Raw genomic sequence first — 18393 nt, forward strand, 5'->3', positions numbered from 1 at the left:
GAAACTCAGGTTCATCAGGGTTTTCTTTAACAATTAAGTCAATTACTTCATCAACATAGGACATAATTTAATCTCCATTTGTTTAAATAAAAAAATGAATTTAAGATATTTTTAAATTTGGAATAATTAATTAACTAATAATTAATTATTATTGATTAAAAATAGCTAAGAAAATTCAACTATATTTCAACTAACTATACTTAACTACAAAAGACATTTAACTATTTTTAGCTATCTCTAAACAAAGATAAGAAAATATTAGTAAATTAATTATTAGTAAAACATTATTTAAAGGATTTAAATAATATCTTTAGACATTTCAGACAGGATTGCACTATCAATGATAGTGGAAAACCTTTTCCGATTTGATGCCTAATAATAAATTGAATAATATTCAATATAAAGGTACCTATTTTTAAAAAATTTTTATTTACAATTCAATATTAAAGGTAGACAAATACTAAGCAATTATGAAAAATTAAAAATCGAAGTACAAAATATCTCAAATAAAGCTTTAAAATAAAAAATATTAGTGAAAATAATATATTGACAAGTCAATATTAAAGGTAGACAAAAACAAAAAATTTAATAATAATCAGCAATAATAATAAAAAATATAGGCAAATTATTAAGGAAAAAAGCTAATTTTTCCAATTATAAGAATCATTAAAAAAGATGAAATTCCAAAAAATATTCTGAAAAATTTAAAATTTGATCCAAGCATTATTTTATAAAAATTTGAACAAAATTAATTTTTTTAGAATAAAAATAGAAAAAATAAAAAAATTAAATATAAAAATAAACATTGTTTAAAAAATTTATGAAATAATTTTCATATGACAAATGTAATTTAAATTTTTAATTAATCGGCACTAGTCGGAAAACAAAGTGCCAGTCAAAATTGAACAAAATAATAATAAAAATAATTAATACATAAACAACATAACAATATATACAATTAAAAGTTGAACACTTATAAATTCAAAATTTTTAAAAAATGAGGGAATTATATGAGAATTCTAATATCAAACCTAAAGGGAAAAGAACTTTTAGACATAGCCATGAAAAACAGAATCGAAAAACTGATATCCGTATATACAAACTATAACGAAACAAGCTTGCTTGATCAGTACATGATGAAGGAAAACATTAAAATCAGTACAACAAGCGCTATTGAAGCTTCCAAACAATTGACATACATAATCAGAAGCTCAAAAGAAGAAGGAAATGAGATATTCGTTGCAACAGATGGAAATTTCATAGGATCCATCTTAAACTTCGTAGCAAATAAGGAAGGTGCAGACCACATTTACTATTGCTTCAATGACCAAGCTATACAAATGCCTAAATTAAGCATAAACCTATCCAAAACAAAAATGAAAATTCTAAAAACCCTTGAAGAATCCGAACAAACCGCTATACTTATTGGAAAGAATGTGGGAATTTCAAGAGCTATGGTCTACAAACATATCAATAGCTTAATGGAAGACGGTTTGGTTGGACAAACAAAACAGTACGAAAAATATTACCTTACAAATGCAGGAAAGATGGTAATTATTTAAAAAAAATCAAAAAAGGACACCTTAGAAAAAATATTCTAATAAAAAAATTGCTAATAAAAAAATATTCTCATAACAAAAATAGATAATGATAAATTCATATAATTCCAATAAAAAAAGAAAATATTAAAATGTGAAATCAAATTTGAATTCACATTTTTTTTAAAATGTTTTAATTTAATTTTAATTTGATATAACTAATTAATATTCCTCTGATAACTAATTTTAAATTAATTAAGCTTCAGCAGGTTTTCCTTTTTCAGCCCATCTTACAGTCATGGTAGTGAATGGTTGAGCAATAGCTGACCAAATCAAACTGAGTAACCAATGGGTGAAGATCATTATTAAAATGTCTACAACAGAGTACATACCTACAAACGCCAAACCAATGAAGACAAAGTTATCCACCAATTGACTGAAACCGATAACAGCATAGTTTTTAATAGATGAATAATCAGTGCCTTTGTTTACAATTGTAGTTAATCTTGCATTTACCAAGTTACCGATTAAGTAACTGATGTAAGAAGCTATAAGGATTCTTGGAGTTTGGGTAAATACAAAGGATAATGCTGCATCACCAGTAAAGAAATCTGGGGATGGCAAGAATAATATTAATGTAGTCATAAATACGAATAATACATCAGCAGCAATACCTAATATAAGGGTTCTTTGTGCAGTTCTTTCACCATATACATCAGCAATTACATTAGTTAAAATGTATACTAAAGGATAGATCAATACTCCAGCAGGAGTTTCCATACCTAAGAAATTAATATTAATAATCTTAACTGTAATTAAGTTTGCAATGGTAAAAGCCATACAGAAGAATACTGTGAGTATTACTCTTTTTTCTGTAAAGTCAAAATTTAAATCCATTTAATCAATCCTTAATCTAATAAAGTTAAAATAATAGATTAAAATATTTTAAGTCAATGAAATATTAATTTAAAAAGAAGATTTTTAAAAAATAAGATATTTCATACAACATATTAAATATTAACTTACTCAAATATAAATATTTAGTATTACTTATACAGTTTTTCATTTAATCTGCAAAATTATTATGAATGTAAGAAAATTTTATATAATTTATAAACATATTAATTAATAGAATCAATAGATTCATATTATAATTATCTAATTTTAAAAATCTAATTTTCAATGGGGAATTGAATCATGAGCTCCAAAAACAATCAAGAAAATCTAAGTCCAATTGAGGAAATCAAAAAGGAATACTTGGAAAAAATAGACTATTTTGGAAACAGAAGAAGCAAATACGCTCTCTATAAAAAATTCAGTAAAAAATACAACCTTAACAAGAGAGTTTTCCTCTACATCATCAATCAGGCTCATGAAGATGTTGGAAGCCCAAAAAGATATGAATTGAATGCAAATAGAAATAGAAAATAAGAAATGAAATAAACTAATTTTTAAAAAATTTCTTAATGAAATAAATAATGTTTCATATCTTAAACAATTCTAATTTTTATATCCTTGAAAATTAAAACGAAAGATTTATAAGTTCATATAACATAATATTATACGATGTGTATATAATTACATATCATATTAATAAATTTATAATCTCCAATAAAAATAATTTATTAATCAATAATATTAATATAAGAGGATATTTGACTATTGTCTTTAATTAAAAAGTCCTATATAAATTACCTTAAAACTTGATATTTGCTTAAGTGCAATTATCTTATACAAATTACCTAAATACTATAATGAAAGTACTTATTAATTTTTTAAAAAGATGATAAAAAATATCCTCTTATTTTAAATTTCTTTTTTAAACATAACTAAATTAAAAAAAATTTTTTATGATACATCTAACTATTATTTTTTTAATATCTTAAACAAAAATATAGTATTTTCATAATAAGTTATATATTTTTTAATTATTAGTAATGTTAAAAATAGTTCTAAAATATGAAAATATTTATAAATTAAAAAAATAAAAATAAGTATAGGATTAACATCCATTGGGAAAATGAAAAATATTATAAATTTTTTTATAGTAATTTTCATTAAAGAACATAGTAAAACGGAATTTTTATGATTTATATTGTAAAAATAAATTTTAAAAATTTTTTAAAAGATTAGAAGCTAACAAAAAACTACTATGTTCTTTCCAATTTTTTTCTGATTTTACTATTTTTAGAAGTTTTTTAGCAATCTAATACTATTTTTGAAATCTTTACTAACTTTTTAAAACCGTATTTTCTATTTTTAAAAAAAATTAAATTTAAGCAAAATATCATGAATTAGATATCATCAAGAATTTCTTTTGGAGCTCCAGCAACTTCCACCAAGTATTCCGCTTCAACAATATGCAATTTAGAAGGAATAACTATGCAATGAAGAGGTCCACCAAAATCAAAATCAATCAAGTCCTTAATATATCCTGCCTTTACAAGATTATCCTTAGATCCGACTCTTGCAATTCCAATAGCTAAAGTGTCCTCATTAACGAGCCCTTCATAATCAAGATTATCCTTGATTGTCATCAAATTCTCTAAGCCTTCATTTACTGTCATGTACTTTTCCTTATGAGCTTGAATATCCAATAGAACCAAAGTATGCATATCCATCTTCAAGTTCTCTTCAATAGCGATATAAGGGGATTTAGGGAAGTAGTTATACTCTAAATCAGGAAATGGAATGGTAGTGACCTTACCAAACTTATATGCTTGAAGGCCGGAAATAGCTGGTGCAGAAGATAGAATGCTTGATCCGTGAATTACTTCAAAATCAATATCCTTTCTAGCACATTCAACTAGAAAATCAGAGTGTGTTGTGGCAATTAAAGGGTCCCCACCGGTAATCAAAGCAACATCCATATCTTTTGCTTCCTTTAAAAAGATTGACTCTTCTTCCACTTGAGTTCTGTCAAGAACAATGATCTCCTTTCCAATAATTGATTCAATCTTTTCAAAATTAGAGCCGAATAAGCGTGAAGTGAAAAATTCAGCATAAACCTTATCCACTTTTTTTAATGCTTCCACACCTTTTAAAGATATGTCCTTTTCATCGAATAATCCTAAACCAACCAAATAAAACATAAAATCACTTAAAGCATCTTAATATAATATTTTAATTAATATCCTAATATAATCAATCTAAATGTACAATCAATAACAAAATAAAGAGTTATAATTCAATAAAAAGTAAAAATAGATTAATAAAAAAAAGGGCGCTTAATAACACAGGCCCACCATAAACCTGCTCTTCACGTTAAAAAGCAACCCTTTTTACACCATACATCACCACTTTATTTTAAAAAAAAAGCGTAGCTGTTTTATAAACAGCTAATAATATTTTATAATAACTTATATTTAAAGTTTCGCGAAAATTCGTATGCCATAGAACTATTTTCCTATCTAAAAAAATAATAATGTTAAAGGGATTTACCTAATTCATAAGCCATATTAGGATAGTTTGAATTAATGATATCTGGCTTTAAGTAACAGAAAGTAGCCAAGATTTTACCGCAATCTTCAAAGCCTAAATAACGAACTATATTATCATAATTCAATTCAAGTGCAGACATTGTCCAATCATTTCCATCAGCTGCAGTTGCAAGCAATGCAGACTTCTTGCCAGAACCCATTATTTCATAATTAATTGAATAGAATCTATCTATAACAGTTTTTATTTGAGCTGAAAGACCGAAATAATATAATGGGCTAACAAAAACAATCATGTCTGAAGAAATGATTTTTTCATAAATCTTATCCATTGAATCAGAATAAACACATTTTCCACCATGAACTCTGCAGGAATCACATCCTCTGCATGGAGATACATCTTCAAAAGCAGCGTCAAACCTATAGACATCATGTCCTGCTTCTTCTGCTCCTCTAATAAATTCACATGCTAAAACATTTGAAGTGCCATCCTTATGTGGACTTCCTGTAATCATTAAAATATCCATAATAAAACCCCATATTGAAAAAATATTATATTAAATAATAATAGAATGAAAATTGAAAATGCAAAAATAAAAAAGGAAGATGAAAAATTTAAAAATTTAATTAATCATCTTTAGTGAATCCATAAACCTCTGTTTCAAAGGTTTTAGCAACTTCTGGCATTAAGCTTGCAATGTCAAGCTGTTGAGGACATTCCTTCATGCATGCTTCACAGCCAGTGCAGTCAGAAGCAATACCTACACCATCTAAACAGGAATAGTTCCTATAAGCATTTCCCACCGCAGTGAATTCACCAACCTTTAAACCTTGAATCTTCTCATTGTTATACAAGTCAAACAATTTTGGAATCATGATATTTGAAGGACATGAACTAATGCAGTAATTACATTTTGTGCAAGGAATTGCAATATTACTATTGATAATCTCTGTAACCTCTTCAATGATTTTATGCTCTTCATCATTAAGTGGCTTGTAGTCATCAATGAAACCAATGTTTTCTTCCATTTGCTCCAAGCTGCTTGCACCAGACAATACCATAAACACTCCATCGATTCCTGCAACATAACGTAATGCCCATGAAATTGGAGGTTCATCAGGATTGTAAGCTTTCATAATTTTTTCTGCCTCTTCAGGAATGTCAACCAAGAATCCCCCTTTCAATGGTTCCATAACAATTATTGGCAAACCATACTTATGCGCAACTTCAACGCATTTTCTGGATTCCACACCCTCATTTTCCCAGTCAAGGTAATTGATTTGCAATTGGACAAATTCCATTTCAGGATGTTCCTTCAAGATATTGTCCAGGAATTCTGCATTTGCATGAGTGGAAAGACCTAACTTCTTGATTTTCCCTTCATCTTTCATTTTCTTACAAAAACCGAAGGTGTCCACATATTTCCATCCAGCTTCAGAAAAGCTGCTTACATTATGAACCAAATAATAATCAAAGTAATCTACACCGCAACGTTCCAATTGTTCCTTGAATATCGGTTCCACTTGTGACTCTTCAGTGATTAAGAAAGTTGGCATCTTATCTGCAATTACAAATGAGTCTCTTGGATAACGTTCTACAACCGCTTTCCTTAAAGCGACTTCACTTACCCCATCATGATAAGCGTAAGCGGTGTCAAAGTAATTGAAACCATTTTCCATATAAACGTCTGCCATCTTCTTAACTTGTTCAAAATCTACACTTGAGTAATCGTTTTCATCAAGCTGTGGCAATCTCATCATTCCAAATCCCATATTCTTCATATTTAATCTCCTAATACACAATCAATTAATTTATAAATTAGTTTAATAAATTTATTAAATAACAAAATTCTTTTAAAAATCATTAATCTTTATATAACATCTGTTTATTGTATTCCTTTTCCAATTCCAATTGTCTGATTTTCCTATCGTATTGAGCAGCTTCTTCCTCTTTAAATTCAATCAAGCCACTGATAAGAATATCGATCTTCTTTTGACAATCTCTCATTGCCTTTTCCTTTTGAATCTTCAAGGATTCAATTTCATTGTCTATTTCCAAAAGTCTTAATTCACTCATAGGGTAATAGCTAAATCCTAAAGCTTCATCAAGGGCATGGTCCAAAAGATCCTGCAATTTCAATCCCTTTGATTTGGCAAGATCCTTTTTCTGCTTATTTATCTTCACACTAGTTGTCTCATTAAAACAACCCATTATTATCACCCAAATCCATTTGAAATCAATCTCTTCTTAACACGGTTAATATAATATATAATCTAAATTTTTATATATATAAAATTAATGTTAAATAATAATATATATGATTTTTAAAAAAATGATTTTTTAAGATAAGATAATCTTAAAAACAATAAAAATTAAATATTTATTCAAAAGAGAAAAAGAATTAAAAATATTGAAAATTCGATACGAAAAAACTATCGATTTAAATAAAATAACGATTGATAAAACTTAAATTACAGACAACAAATAGTAAAATTATCAATGATAAAACTAATTTAATAAAAGATACTATGTTAACACTAAAAATTCCAGTGCAAAATATAGAGGCAACAAGGCAAATTGTGCTAAATCATAAGATTATTGACTTTGACTATAAGATAAAAGTCGAAAATGGTTTCGGACATATTCCAATTAAAGAAGGAACAGATGATGAAACACTCACTAAAGTAATGGAAGAATGCAAGGAAGAAATCATTAAGCAAAATGAGAATTATACAATCGAAATTATGGATTTAAGCCAAGATGATGACCTAGAAACTGTAAAGAGATTTCCAAGAAGCATAACAGAACTTCTTAAAGACAAATTAAGTGAAGAGGAAATTGAAGAGCTTAAGAAATCCTTTGACATCATTGGAGATGTTGTCATTGTAGAGATTCCTGAAGATCTTGAAGCCCATAAAAAGGAAATAGGTCAAGCCACTCTTCAGTTCACCAAACGAAAAACTGTGTATATGAAAAAAAGTGCAGTTAAAGGTGTTACAAGAGTTAGGGAACTTGAACTTATCGCTGGAGAGGACAATCCTATCACAATCCATAAGGAACATGGCACAAGATTGAAATTGGATGTCAAAAACGTTTACTTCTCACCAAGACTTGCAACTGAAAGGAAAAGAGTTCAGGAAGCAACACACGATGGAGAGGAGATACTGGATATGTTTGCAGGAATTGGTCCGTTTCCAATTGTAATAGCTCATGAAAAGAATGTGAATATAACCGCTGTAGATATTAATGAATATGCAATCAAATACTTAAATGAGAATATCAAGCTAAATAAGTTAGCCCCCGCTGCTCACATCACTGCAATTTGCGGTGATACAAATGAAGTTGCATTAAATGAACTGAAAGGCAAAAAATTCGATAGACTTATCATGAATCTTCCAGGATTGGCACCGGAATTCCTTGATTTAGCAGTATCACTTTGTAAGGATGGAGGAGTCATTCACTACTACGAATTTTCAGATGGATTTTCACAAGGAATAGAAAGAGCGCAAATAGCTTGTGAGAAACAAAACAAGAAAGTTGAGATACTTAATACACGTAAAGTTAAATCTTCAAGCCCTGGAATGTGGCATGTAGCTATTGATTGTAAAGTAACAGAAAAAAATAAAAAAAGATTAAAAAAAATAATTAAAAAAATTATTTAAATAAAAAAATATTATTTTTGAGGAACTACAGTATAAAACACCAAATCCTCATCACCAACATTTATTATGGAGTGAGTGGATCCCTTTGGACAAACATGACAAGTTCCAGCTTTTAAAATCTCTTCAAAATCATCACATATTGCAATCCCTTCACCAGAAACAATGAAATTTATATCATCATTTGTTTCCTGAAGATGATGCCCAATTGATGATTTAGGTGGAATGACAGTTTTAATAAATCTTCCACAATCATTCACATCCATTTTTGCAATTACCTTCCCTTCCCCACCATTCATATTTGGAATTGTGATTTCTGAAAGTTCATTAAAATCAATTAACATTTCATCACCAATTTAAAGAATATTAGAAAAGATCTTTAAAATCCTTTTCTAAATTGTTTAAATCAATTACTCCTTTTTCTGTAATGATTCCAGTGATTAAGTCTTTAGGAACTATATCAAAAGCAGGGTTGATTACTTCAGTTCCTTCTGGGCAGATTCTGGCACCACCATAGTAAATCACTTCATTTGGATCTCTTTCTTCAATAACTGTATCAAAAATGGAAATCTCCTTATCAAAGGTACTGAAAGGAGCGGCTATATAAAATGGAATGTCAAATCTTTTAGCTGCAAGAGCGACCATAAATGAACCAATCTTGTTTGCAATACCGTCATAAGCCACTCTGTCTGCACCGATTACAACCTTATCAATCTTTCCTATTGACATGAGATATCCGCTTGCCACATCTGGAATAAGTTTTACAGGAATTCCTTCCTGTTGCATTTCCCAAACGCTTAAGCTTGCACCTTGTCCTCTTGGACGGGTTTCATCACAGATGACTTGAATAGCCTTTCCTTGATTGAATGCAGAACGGAAAACACCTAATGCAGTACCATAGTCTACACATGCAAGTGCTCCTGCATTGCAATGGGTTAAGACTGTATCTCCATCATCAATAAGCTCAGCCCCATATTCACCAATAGCTAAGTTAGTGTTTATGTCTTCTCCAGCCATTGCCATTGCTTCATTAAGCATATTGTCAGCCTTCATGACCCTGTCAACTGCCCACATAAGATTGACTGCAGTAGGTCTTGCATTTTTCATCTCTACAGCAACCTTTTCCATGTCTTCACCTGCAATCTGAGCAAGAGCCATACCGAAAGCAGCTGAAACACCTATTGCAGGAGCTCCACGAACAACCATGGTCTTGATTGCATCTATAACTTCCTGATAAGTGCAGCAATAGACATAAGTCAATTCATCAGGTAATTTGGTTTGATCTATAAGCTTTAATTTGTTGTCTTCCCATTCTAAAGTTCTCATAATAATCACATGAAAAATAATTAATAATAAAAATAATCGATTAATGAAATAAAAATTGTTTAAATACAATAAGATATTGGTCTTTTTAAAATAAATAGATTATTATAAAAAATTTCATAGGAGAAATAGTTAAAAAACTTAAAAAATAAGTAAAAAAAAATAAAATTAGTAAAAAAAGAAATAGGGAATATATAACCCCATTAAAATAAATATAATCACTTAGAAATGAGACTGAGGAGCATTTCCTAAGTGATGGTCTTCGTGTTTCTTACCAGGAATTCCATAAGCATCTGCTCTGCATTGAGTACATGCTCTGAATACTGGAAGATACTCCTCCACATCACTACGTGCCTTTTCAATCTCGCCACAACCAGGTCTTGGATAATCTGCCATCTTGTTTAATGGAATGAGTGGCAAGACATTCACTAAGTCTGCACCACATTCTTTTACGGTTTTAGCGATTTCAACAATATGCTCATCATTCAATCCTGGAATGAGAACAATGTTGACCTTAACGACTACACCAAGATCAGTGATCTTTTTAATTCCTTCCAATTGGTTTCTGGAGAGAATCTCAGCTGCTTCAAGTCCTTTGTATGCTTTACCTTCATAGACAATGAAACCATTGATTTCCTTTAGGATTTCAGGATCAACAGCATTTACAGTTACAGTTACGGTATTTACACCAAGTTCTGCAATTCTTTCAGCATACTTTGGAAGCAAAAGACCATTTGTACTCATACATTTAATCAAATCTGGCTTTGCCTCATTGATTTTTTCAAAGAATTCAAAGGTAGCCTCGTTAGCTAATGAATCACCAGGACCTGCAACACCAACAACAGTGATTGCACTGTCTTTAGTTACATTCAATACATGTTCCACTGCAGCATCTGCATCCATAATGGAACCTGCAACACCTGGCCTGTCCTCTTCAGTATTAATTGATCTTATACAGAAATTACATCCAATATTACATTTAGGAGCGATTGGTACATGAACTCTTCCAACCTTATCATGCAATTTTTCATTATAGCATGGATGCACTTTTGTAATGTGTGCAAATTTTGCACCTTTATGACTTCCTCCACAAGTTAAATCTTTTTTAGTCATAGTATTACCTCAACACAATATTTAATAATAATCATTTTAATTGACATAGTCATTAAATTAATAGTCATTTAATTAACTTAATTTTTTCTCCAATTTTAATTTAATCCCACTACAATTTACAAAATTTATTCGTTAAATTTTCATTTGCGCTTAAACTTATAACTATTGTTATTAACAATATAGTATTTAAAGCTTCCTATTTGTTTCTAACATATACGAACAAACTATTGAAAATTACGAACCGTTTTAAAAAATCAATGAAAAATTGGACAAAAAATTAAAACAACCCTATGAAAATGAAAATTTAATGATTTAAAAAAATAAAGGGATTAAATCTAAAAAGATTTAATCAATCATATGAATTAAATTTAATCCCATGTCTTAGGAGTGTTCAATTCAACAATATATCCTTCAGCCTTTTCAACCCATTCATCCTTAATGAGCTCATCAGTAGCTATAACGGAAACTATATCATCACGGGAAATGTCCTTCATTATCTTGAATCCTTCAGGAACTATTCTGAATATTGCATCATAGATTCTTCTCTTAAGGTTTTCATGAGGGTCATCCACTACCAAATCAGACACTTCGTGCTCTCCTTTCATGTGAATGACATATCTGCTTGGCTGATGAACGTTTTCCCTACCATTTGTCTTCCAAAGGGTTCTTAAGATGTTTGGAAGATAGTTTTCATCATCTATCAAAACAACAGTGGTGTCATCATCAGCTTCATAATTTACTTTAGCGACTTCCTTTAAGGTAATGTGCTTGGAAGTCTTTCTCATCTTTATCGCTATGATGAAGCATACCTCATCAGGATTGACATAAGCTCTCATGTCATCAATGGAAGGTGGCAAGACCAAATCCTGCAAGATTTGTCTGATAATCATATCATAGACTTTTGCTCCTTCAGGGTCATTTGATTCAATATACATATAATCACTTCTTTAAAAGTAATAGAAAAAAGCTTGATTTAAGCTTAAATCTATTCATGCCTATTTCCCATACCAGATACAAGCAATGCTGCACCTACTGCACCAATATGCTGTGAGTATTCAGGTACGATAACTTCAATTCCACCTAAAGTTTCACTTACCGCTTCAACAAGTCCGGAAATTAAACTGGTTCCCCCTACTTGGATTAAAGGTTCACGAATGTCAATTTCCTGCAATTGCTGTTCATAAACCTGTTCAGATACAGAGTGACATGCAGCAGCAGCTACATCCGCTTTAGATCCTCCAGCAGCAAGAGTGGTAACCAAGTCTTGAATACCAAATACAATACAGTAAGAGTTTAGCATAGCCTTTCTCCAATCACCTTGCACAGCAAGAGGTCCAAGTTCTGTAATGTCTACATCCAATCTTCTTGAAGTCATGTCCAAGAATCTGCCTGATGCACCTGCACAGATACCCCCCATGGTGAAGTTATCTGGAATACCATTGTTTACGGTAATTACCTTGTTGTCCATACCACCAATATCGAGTACTGTAGCTTCACCTTTTTGGCAATCAGCCAAGTATACTGCACCTTTTGCGTTTACAGACAATTCCTCTTGGATAAGTTCAGCTCCAAATTCCTGACCCATGGTGAATCTACCGTAACCGGTAGTTCCTATACCCTCAACATCATCCCATTTGTAGCCAGTTCCTTCAAATGCCTCTGCAGCTGCAGTTTGAGCAGATGCAATGATGTCTTTTGTGGAAGTCCAACCGGTTCCAATAACCTTGTTGTTTTCCATAAGAACTGCCTTTGTAGTTGTTGAACCAGAGTCAAGACCAAGGGTAAGTCCTTCTTGCTTTTCACGAGCAAGAATGCTTCTACGTGTAACAGTGGTAGCCAATGCTTCCATACGGATAAATAGCTCATCCGCTTTTGTCCTTTCAGTAAATGAATAAGTTACTACTGGAATACGTGTATTGTTTTGAATGAAACGTCTTACTTCGTTTCTGACCAATGCACCTTCTGCACATCTGAAACAGGTAGCAATGAATACTGCATCAGGTTTGCATTTACCTTCTACAATGGACATTGCCCTTGCAATCATAAGCTTTAAGCTTGAACTTTGAGCAGAGAAACCGAATTTCTCATAAGCTTCATTAATGTAATCCAAATCAATTTCAGGAAGAATAATTTCTGCTCCAAATTTTAAAGCTGCCTTTTCAATTTCCTTTTGGATACCACTATATTCGGTACCACAGGAAACCAATGCAATCTGTACCATATTATTTTCCTCCTTTATTTGCAATTGGTTCACCTAAAACATCACTGTCTCCTTCAAGGTCTCCTCCGCCGCCAGGCAAGGAATCAAGGAAATCCATGATTTGATTTACCATAAGTCTTGTTCCATCTTCATCATCAGGGTAAACCACTTCCAAGACAGGTATGTCTTTTTTACGTAAACAGAAAATTGATAATTCATTTGTTCTTGCACATCCTACACAACCAAAACCAAATGGAGCCCCATCAACAATGATTGCTGCTTCTGCTGCATCTATAAGAGGTCCAATAATGGACATTCTTCCACGAACTCCTGAAGGCACTTCAATAGCTGCATACTTTAATCCGTTAATCGGATCTTCTTCTGTAATGTTCATTGGAGGAGAATCAATCTCCGGATCTTTAATCTTTTGTCTTATTTGTTTTTGAAGAGCTAAAGGAGTGTGGCCTTTTCTCTCAATCAAGTCAGCTAGAACCAATGAATTTGGTGGATAAATAGCTACTTTTACCATAATATCATCCTCTTAATATAATCAAGAAAACTTTTTGCAAACAATCCCATTTAAAAAGTTTTCTTATTGTTTATCATCCTCTTTTTTATTTTCTTCTTCTTGTAAAATCTCTTTGAAGTAATCAACAGAAACAGGTTCCTTTTTCTCAATTACAACTTCCTTAGGATTCTTTAAAGCTTCTCCAACATAATCAAGAATTCTGAATTCCTTTTCCATTTGGTGGAAACCTTCTCTTGGTCCGTATCTGTGACCTCTGCATCTTCTTGGGTCACCTGGAGCAAAACCTCTTTCCTTTGTAAAAATTCCATAAGGGTCTAATTTACGGAGTTCACGAATAGCTTCTCTCACATATTCATCTTTTCCACTAATCATAGCCCCATAACAAGTCCATTTGATTGTAATAGGCAAATTCAACATATGGAGGAAGTTCACTACCTCACTTTCACTTACATTTGCCTTTGAACTTAAAATGATCATCCTTGTTGAAACTTCTGGATCCATATCCTCTTTACCTAAATCTGGAGTTATACATAAATTTGCAGGCATAATCATTCCTCCTATTCCTCATCCTCGTATACTTCATGAATATAAAGAGTGCTTCCATCTTTAAGCTTGTTCAAGCCTTCAATGTTTCCAACAACTTCACCGACAACGTTTGTAGCTGAGAAAGGCTCACCGGTAGGTCCGAAATCGGTGGTGTCAATGGTTCTTATACCGACAAGTCCCACATTCTTCTTGGACATGTTTGTTACACCTATCTCTCCAGCTTTCATAAGGTCAGTTGGATTGTTTTCAGGAATAAGTCCCTTGGATTCATCGTTATCACCATTGAACATGAACATGTTCATGTCAGGCACTGCAAAGTAAACCTTCAATGTTCCAACTGGCTTTTCTGCAAGACCAGTGATTTTCTCAAGATACCATCTGGTTCTTGGAGCCTTATCGGTTAACTTGACTTTCAAGAGCTCATCACTTGCAAGACCGAAGGTAGTCACTTCACCAGCTTCTATGATGCCAACAGTGCTTTCAGGCTCTTGGGTCACGACAATTGCATCATCATCCTCATTGCCAGTTCTTACATGAGTGATGCCTAAAGATGCGAGTTTTTCTTCCGCCTCTTTTTGAGTCATCATCATAAGCATGATTCTGTCAGGGCTGCTTCTTACAGTGATGAAATCCCCCTCTTTTGCTATGTCAAACAATTCCATACCCTGCTTGACAGTAGCCAAATTGGTGTGGGTTTCAGCTCTAACCCGGTCTTCTCTATAAATGTAAACTCTACCTTTACCGAATCCATCATTTCTCAAGGTAACTGTTCCTCTTTTACGTTCAGTTATCTCTTCCTTCTCCTTAGTTAAACCAGTCAATTCATAGAACCCTACAAATGAGTTGGATTCGAAGCTGACTTCTATCTTGTCATTCCTAATGAGTGAAAACAAGTGTTCAACAGATTTAGGGGAATTGAAGTTAGGTTCAAAAAGAACATAGGTGAACAATTGATTTCCTTCCTCCAAGACTTCATCCAAGTTTGAACCGCCAGTGCTCTCTCTAACTGTACTGCGCTCAATTACAGGTTCAATAGCTAGGATTTCATCATCATCAGTAAGGGAGAACAAAGTTTTTCTTCCACCTATAACCCTTGCAAAGACTCCACGGTCACTATATTTTGGAACACCGTAAACGTTCTTGTGGTCATCCTTGACAAAGATTATATGAGTGGCATCATTTGAAAATCCAGATAAGCTAATCAGGACCTCATTGTCGAAATATGCAAATTCGTCATGTGAAGGTTCAAAATTAGAGCTTACAGGACCTATAGCCACTTCATTAGATGTTTCCCAACGAACATTATTAGAGATAAACTGAGAATAGTTTTCCTTGAAGAAATCAGTTAAAGGTTGTGATTTTTCAGAAACTTCCAATTCAATGAGAATACTTCCCTTAGGTGTTTTGATCTTATATTTAAGGATATTGCTTTGTATTTCGCTTTCTCCCTTGATAAGACAAACGATACTTCCTTTCTTGTAAGGAGCATTTGAGATTTCAATTGCATCCTTGATGGTAGAACCTTCAGGAATATCCACATCTTCTCCATTAATCTTAATTAGCATAGGCTTGCCTCTTTTTTCAATAAAATAATAATTATTATCTAATGTTAAAATTTTAACAATATTATAAAATAAGATAAATTCAATAATTAAAAAATTAAAAAAATATCCCTATTTTATAAATTAAATATATGTATATTTTTAATAATATAAAACAGTTTTTAAATAAATTTAGAATAATAAAAATAGTACAATAAATATTAAAAATCCTATTTAAAAAATGGAATAAAAAAAGAGAAAAATAATAAAAAATTTTTAAAAAAAAATAGAAAAAAGTAAATAAAAAATAGAAACTTTTTGGTCAAGGTTTTTGAGGGGAATCCTCAAAAAGCTTGGAGTGAATTCTATCTATTCATAGAATTTACCTAAGAAATCTTTCATTCTTTGGTTGTCTGATGAGAATACCTCTTCAGGTGATCCTTGCTCTACAATGACTCCGCCATCCATGAAAATGATAGTATCAGACACATTACGAGCAAAGTTCATCTCGTGGGTAACGATTACCATTGTCATATGCTCTGCAGCCAAATCCTTTATTACTTGCAAGATCTCACCGGTAAGCTCAGGGTCAAGTGCAGAAGTAGGTTCGTCAAAGAACAGAATGTCAGGATCCATACAAAGTGCTCTTGCAATGGACACCCTTTGCTGCTGTCCACCAGAGAGTTCAGAAGGGTAGGCATCTTCCTTATCTTCAAGACCCATCTTTTTAAGCAAGTCTCTTGCATGAGCATAAACCTCATCCTTGTTTCTTTTTTGAACCCTTATAGGGGCATTTGCAATATTCTTCATTACAGAATGATGAGGGAACAAGTTGAAGTTCTGGAACACTAAACCGAATGTTCCATCAAAATTGATCTCTCCACTGTCTTCAGTCTCCAAATCGGTAATGCATCTAAGCAATGTAGATTTACCAGACCCAGAAGGACCGATAATAGATAGCACTTCTCCCTTTTCAACATTGAAAGAGATATCCTTTAAAACTACATTATCACCAAAACTTTTCTTTAGATTTTTAACTTCCAATAAACTCATGATATCTCTCCCTATGTATCGTAATAATCCAATCTCTTTTCAAAGCGTTCCATTATAAATGCCACTAATGCATTGAATACATAATAGAAACCACCTGCAATCAGCAATGCTGAAATGGATGCTTCAGCTGCTGCAATCTGTTTTGCAACTGTGAACATTTCTGGAATTGCAAGCACAAATGAAAGAGAAGTGTCTTTTACCAAAGTAATGACCTCATTTGTAATTGAAGGAAGCACAATCTTGATTACTTGTGGCAAGATAATGATAAAGAATGTCTCTAATCTATTATAACCTAATACTTGTGCAGCTTCATACTGACCATTTGGAATGGATTCGATTCCTCCACGGAAGATTTCTGCAAAGTATGCCGCATAGTTGATGGTGAATGCGATGATAACTGCAATCATCCTAAAATCCCTTGATAAGGTCATGCCGAATATATAGTATGGTCCAAAGAACACCACAATCAATTGCAGCATCAATGGAGTACCTCTCATAATTGAAATATAAGCTTTCATAAACCATTGCAATGGCTTAAAACTGCTCATTCTTCCAGCAGCCACTACAAGACCTAATGGAATGGAAAAGAGCAAAGTAAGCAAGAATATTTCAATGGAAGTACACATACCCCACATCAATTCTTCAATAATTTTACTTAATAACATTTAGAATTCTCCAAAATAAATATAAATCACTAATAAACTTAAATAAATTATTTAAATGAATTTAAACAGAAATAGGCGTTTTAAATAATTTATTTAAAATTATTAAATTTGATGGATTTTATAAAGAATAAAAAAAGTTTATACATAAAGAATTATGCATAAACTAAGAATATATCACTTATTGAATAAGAGAACCTGGAACACCAAATTCATCGTATTTTTGTGCGATTTTTGCAACGGTTCCGTCTTCAAACATTTCGTCTAAAGTAGCTTGGATTTGGTCTCTTAATTCTTCATTACCTTTTTTGAAACCTACACCATATTGTTCAGAAGAGATTTCTTCATCTAATATTTTGTATTGGTCACTGCCTTTTTGGCTGATTTGGTATTGAGCTACACCAATATCGATTGCAACTGCGTCACAAGCACCGGATTCTAAGTCCATGAATGCAGTGTTATAGTCAGCAATTTGAGTTAAGGAATCAAAGGTGTCTGCTAAAGGTTTTTGATCTCCTTCAAGAGCTGCTAATGCAGAGGAATCTTTTTGGGTTTCTACGATTTTACCTTCTAAGTCATCTAAATCGTCGATACCAGAATCAGTTTTTACAACAATAACTTGTTTGTTGTCAATGTATGGTTCAGACCATGTGTAGTCGTTTTCTCTACCGTTGATGGTAAATCCGTTCCAAATACAGTCGATAGAACCAGAGTCTAATTCACTGTCTTTAGCATCCCAGTCTATTGGTTGTTTTACTAAAGTCCAGTTATTTCTGTCACAAACTTCTTGA

General features: G+C 32.0%; 19 protein-coding genes. 3 read left to right on the plus strand and 16 right to left on the minus strand.

The genetic code is table 11. The features are described from left to right. Window positions 1-1010 precede the first annotated feature (1010 nt). The gene (locus ACJMLB_RS06720; RefSeq protein WP_405324719.1) at window positions 1011-1562 is read left to right on the plus strand and encodes a helix-turn-helix domain-containing protein; all 552 of its coding nucleotides are present in this window, start codon (window positions 1011-1013) and stop codon (window positions 1560-1562) included. A gap of 231 nt (window positions 1563-1793) precedes the next feature. Here the strand turns inward: ACJMLB_RS06720 and ACJMLB_RS06725 are convergent, their stop codons facing one another. After that, window positions 1794-2435, minus strand: a complete 642-nt coding sequence (locus ACJMLB_RS06725) for a queuosine precursor transporter (RefSeq protein ID WP_405324721.1) — start codon at window positions 2433-2435, stop codon at window positions 1794-1796. A 300-nt stretch (window positions 2436-2735) separates the two neighbouring features. Between ACJMLB_RS06725 and ACJMLB_RS06730 the strand changes: the two genes are divergently transcribed. Then, window positions 2736-2969, plus strand: a complete 234-nt coding sequence (locus ACJMLB_RS06730) for a hypothetical protein (RefSeq protein WP_405324723.1) — start codon at window positions 2736-2738, stop codon at window positions 2967-2969. 863 nt (window positions 2970-3832) lie between these two features. Here ACJMLB_RS06730 and dph5 read toward each other — a convergent pair. From dph5 to ACJMLB_RS06750, 4 genes are all read right to left on the minus strand, one after another. Further along, window positions 3833-4630: a diphthine synthase gene (gene dph5, locus ACJMLB_RS06735; protein ID WP_405324725.1), complete on the minus strand. Its 798-nt coding sequence runs from the start codon at window positions 4628-4630 to the stop codon at window positions 3833-3835. A gap of 335 nt (window positions 4631-4965) precedes the next feature. Next, window positions 4966-5502 carry a flavodoxin family protein gene (locus ACJMLB_RS06740; RefSeq protein WP_405324727.1) on the minus strand — a complete coding sequence of 179 codons (537 nt, stop codon included), beginning with the start codon at window positions 5500-5502 and terminating at the stop codon, window positions 4966-4968. 100 nt (window positions 5503-5602) lie between these two features. Beyond that, complete coding sequence (locus tag ACJMLB_RS06745; protein WP_405324729.1) at window positions 5603-6757, minus strand: aldo/keto reductase; 1155 nt, start codon at window positions 6755-6757, stop codon at window positions 5603-5605. Between the two features lie 82 nt (window positions 6758-6839). Then, complete coding sequence (locus tag ACJMLB_RS06750) at window positions 6840-7187, minus strand: hypothetical protein (RefSeq protein WP_295605611.1); 348 nt, start codon at window positions 7185-7187, stop codon at window positions 6840-6842. Between the two features lie 317 nt (window positions 7188-7504). Here ACJMLB_RS06750 and ACJMLB_RS06755 point away from each other — a divergent pair, with 317 nt between their 5' ends. Beyond that, a complete protein-coding gene (locus tag ACJMLB_RS06755) occupies window positions 7505-8638 on the plus strand; it encodes a class I SAM-dependent methyltransferase (protein ID WP_405324731.1) in 1134 nt (377 codons plus the stop codon). A gap of 11 nt (window positions 8639-8649) precedes the next feature. On the opposite strand, the gene ACJMLB_RS06760 is transcribed toward ACJMLB_RS06755, so the two are convergent. The 11 genes from ACJMLB_RS06760 to ACJMLB_RS06810 all read right to left on the minus strand — a co-directional run. Continuing rightward, the gene (locus ACJMLB_RS06760; protein WP_405324733.1) at window positions 8650-8979 is read right to left on the minus strand and encodes a cupin domain-containing protein; all 330 of its coding nucleotides are present in this window, start codon (window positions 8977-8979) and stop codon (window positions 8650-8652) included. Between the two features lie 22 nt (window positions 8980-9001). Continuing rightward, window positions 9002-9961 (minus strand): S-methyl-5-thioribose-1-phosphate isomerase, encoded by a 960-nt coding sequence (gene mtnA, locus ACJMLB_RS06765; protein WP_405324735.1) that lies wholly within the window; start codon window positions 9959-9961, stop codon window positions 9002-9004. Window positions 9962-10180: 219 nt separating this feature from the next. Further along, the gene (locus ACJMLB_RS06770) at window positions 10181-11071 is read right to left on the minus strand and encodes a radical SAM protein (protein WP_405324737.1); all 891 of its coding nucleotides are present in this window, start codon (window positions 11069-11071) and stop codon (window positions 10181-10183) included. A 368-nt stretch (window positions 11072-11439) separates the two neighbouring features. Continuing rightward, on the minus strand, window positions 11440-12006 hold the full coding sequence (locus ACJMLB_RS06775; RefSeq protein WP_405324739.1) for a methanogenesis marker 17 protein: 567 nt from the start codon (window positions 12004-12006) through the stop codon (window positions 11440-11442). A gap of 50 nt (window positions 12007-12056) precedes the next feature. Continuing rightward, window positions 12057-13292 (minus strand): methanogenesis marker 15 protein, encoded by a 1236-nt coding sequence (locus tag ACJMLB_RS06780; RefSeq protein ID WP_405324752.1) that lies wholly within the window; start codon window positions 13290-13292, stop codon window positions 12057-12059. 1 nt (window position 13293) lies between these two features. Further along, window positions 13294-13800, minus strand: a complete 507-nt coding sequence (locus ACJMLB_RS06785) for a methanogenesis marker 5 protein (RefSeq protein ID WP_405324741.1) — start codon at window positions 13798-13800, stop codon at window positions 13294-13296. A 63-nt stretch (window positions 13801-13863) separates the two neighbouring features. Next, window positions 13864-14346: a methanogenesis marker 6 protein gene (locus tag ACJMLB_RS06790; protein WP_405324743.1), complete on the minus strand. Its 483-nt coding sequence runs from the start codon at window positions 14344-14346 to the stop codon at window positions 13864-13866. Between the two features lie 11 nt (window positions 14347-14357). Further along, entirely contained in the window at window positions 14358-15911 is a 1554-nt protein-coding gene (locus tag ACJMLB_RS06795; protein ID WP_405324744.1) for a methanogenesis marker 3 protein, read from the minus strand. Window positions 15912-16256: 345 nt separating this feature from the next. Then, on the minus strand, window positions 16257-16940 hold the full coding sequence (locus ACJMLB_RS06800) for an amino acid ABC transporter ATP-binding protein (RefSeq protein WP_405324746.1): 684 nt from the start codon (window positions 16938-16940) through the stop codon (window positions 16257-16259). A gap of 11 nt (window positions 16941-16951) precedes the next feature. Further along, the gene (locus ACJMLB_RS06805; RefSeq protein ID WP_405324748.1) at window positions 16952-17605 is read right to left on the minus strand and encodes an amino acid ABC transporter permease; all 654 of its coding nucleotides are present in this window, start codon (window positions 17603-17605) and stop codon (window positions 16952-16954) included. A 178-nt stretch (window positions 17606-17783) separates the two neighbouring features. Continuing rightward, on the minus strand, window positions 17784-18393 hold a 610-nt coding region (locus ACJMLB_RS06810; RefSeq protein WP_405324750.1), incomplete at its 5' end, for a transporter substrate-binding domain-containing protein.

It is taken from the genome of Methanobrevibacter sp., assembly GCF_045114555.1.
Taxonomy (GTDB): Archaea; Methanobacteriota; Methanobacteria; order Methanobacteriales; family Methanobacteriaceae; genus Methanobrevibacter.

Excerpts from the sequence above, each read along its gene's own strand:
- ACJMLB_RS06720 (WP_405324719.1), top strand. The coding sequence starts at position 1,011 with ATGAGAATTCTAATATCAAACCTAAAGGGAAAAGAACTTTTAGACATA.
- ACJMLB_RS06725 (WP_405324721.1), bottom strand. The coding sequence starts at position 2,435 with ATGGATTTAAATTTTGACTTTACAGAAAAAAGAGTAATACTCACAGTA.
- ACJMLB_RS06730 (WP_405324723.1), top strand. The coding sequence starts at position 2,736 with ATGAGCTCCAAAAACAATCAAGAAAATCTAAGTCCAATTGAGGAAATC.
- dph5 (WP_405324725.1), bottom strand. The coding sequence starts at position 4,630 with ATGTTTTATTTGGTTGGTTTAGGATTATTCGATGAAAAGGACATATCT.
- ACJMLB_RS06740 (WP_405324727.1), bottom strand. The coding sequence starts at position 5,502 with ATGGATATTTTAATGATTACAGGAAGTCCACATAAGGATGGCACTTCA.
- ACJMLB_RS06745 (WP_405324729.1), bottom strand. The coding sequence starts at position 6,757 with ATGAAGAATATGGGATTTGGAATGATGAGATTGCCACAGCTTGATGAA.
- ACJMLB_RS06750 (WP_295605611.1), bottom strand. The coding sequence starts at position 7,187 with ATGGGTTGTTTTAATGAGACAACTAGTGTGAAGATAAATAAGCAGAAA.
- ACJMLB_RS06755 (WP_405324731.1), top strand. The coding sequence starts at position 7,505 with ATGTTAACACTAAAAATTCCAGTGCAAAATATAGAGGCAACAAGGCAA.
- ACJMLB_RS06760 (WP_405324733.1), bottom strand. The coding sequence starts at position 8,979 with ATGTTAATTGATTTTAATGAACTTTCAGAAATCACAATTCCAAATATG.
- mtnA (WP_405324735.1), bottom strand. The coding sequence starts at position 9,961 with ATGAGAACTTTAGAATGGGAAGACAACAAATTAAAGCTTATAGATCAA.
- ACJMLB_RS06770 (WP_405324737.1), bottom strand. The coding sequence starts at position 11,071 with ATGACTAAAAAAGATTTAACTTGTGGAGGAAGTCATAAAGGTGCAAAA.
- ACJMLB_RS06775 (WP_405324739.1), bottom strand. The coding sequence starts at position 12,006 with ATGTATATTGAATCAAATGACCCTGAAGGAGCAAAAGTCTATGATATG.
- ACJMLB_RS06780 (WP_405324752.1), bottom strand. The coding sequence starts at position 13,292 with ATGGTACAGATTGCATTGGTTTCCTGTGGTACCGAATATAGTGGTATC.
- ACJMLB_RS06785 (WP_405324741.1), bottom strand. The coding sequence starts at position 13,800 with ATGGTAAAAGTAGCTATTTATCCACCAAATTCATTGGTTCTAGCTGAC.
- ACJMLB_RS06790 (WP_405324743.1), bottom strand. The coding sequence starts at position 14,346 with ATGCCTGCAAATTTATGTATAACTCCAGATTTAGGTAAAGAGGATATG.
- ACJMLB_RS06795 (WP_405324744.1), bottom strand. The coding sequence starts at position 15,911 with ATGCTAATTAAGATTAATGGAGAAGATGTGGATATTCCTGAAGGTTCT.
- ACJMLB_RS06800 (WP_405324746.1), bottom strand. The coding sequence starts at position 16,940 with ATGAGTTTATTGGAAGTTAAAAATCTAAAGAAAAGTTTTGGTGATAAT.
- ACJMLB_RS06805 (WP_405324748.1), bottom strand. The coding sequence starts at position 17,605 with ATGTTATTAAGTAAAATTATTGAAGAATTGATGTGGGGTATGTGTACT.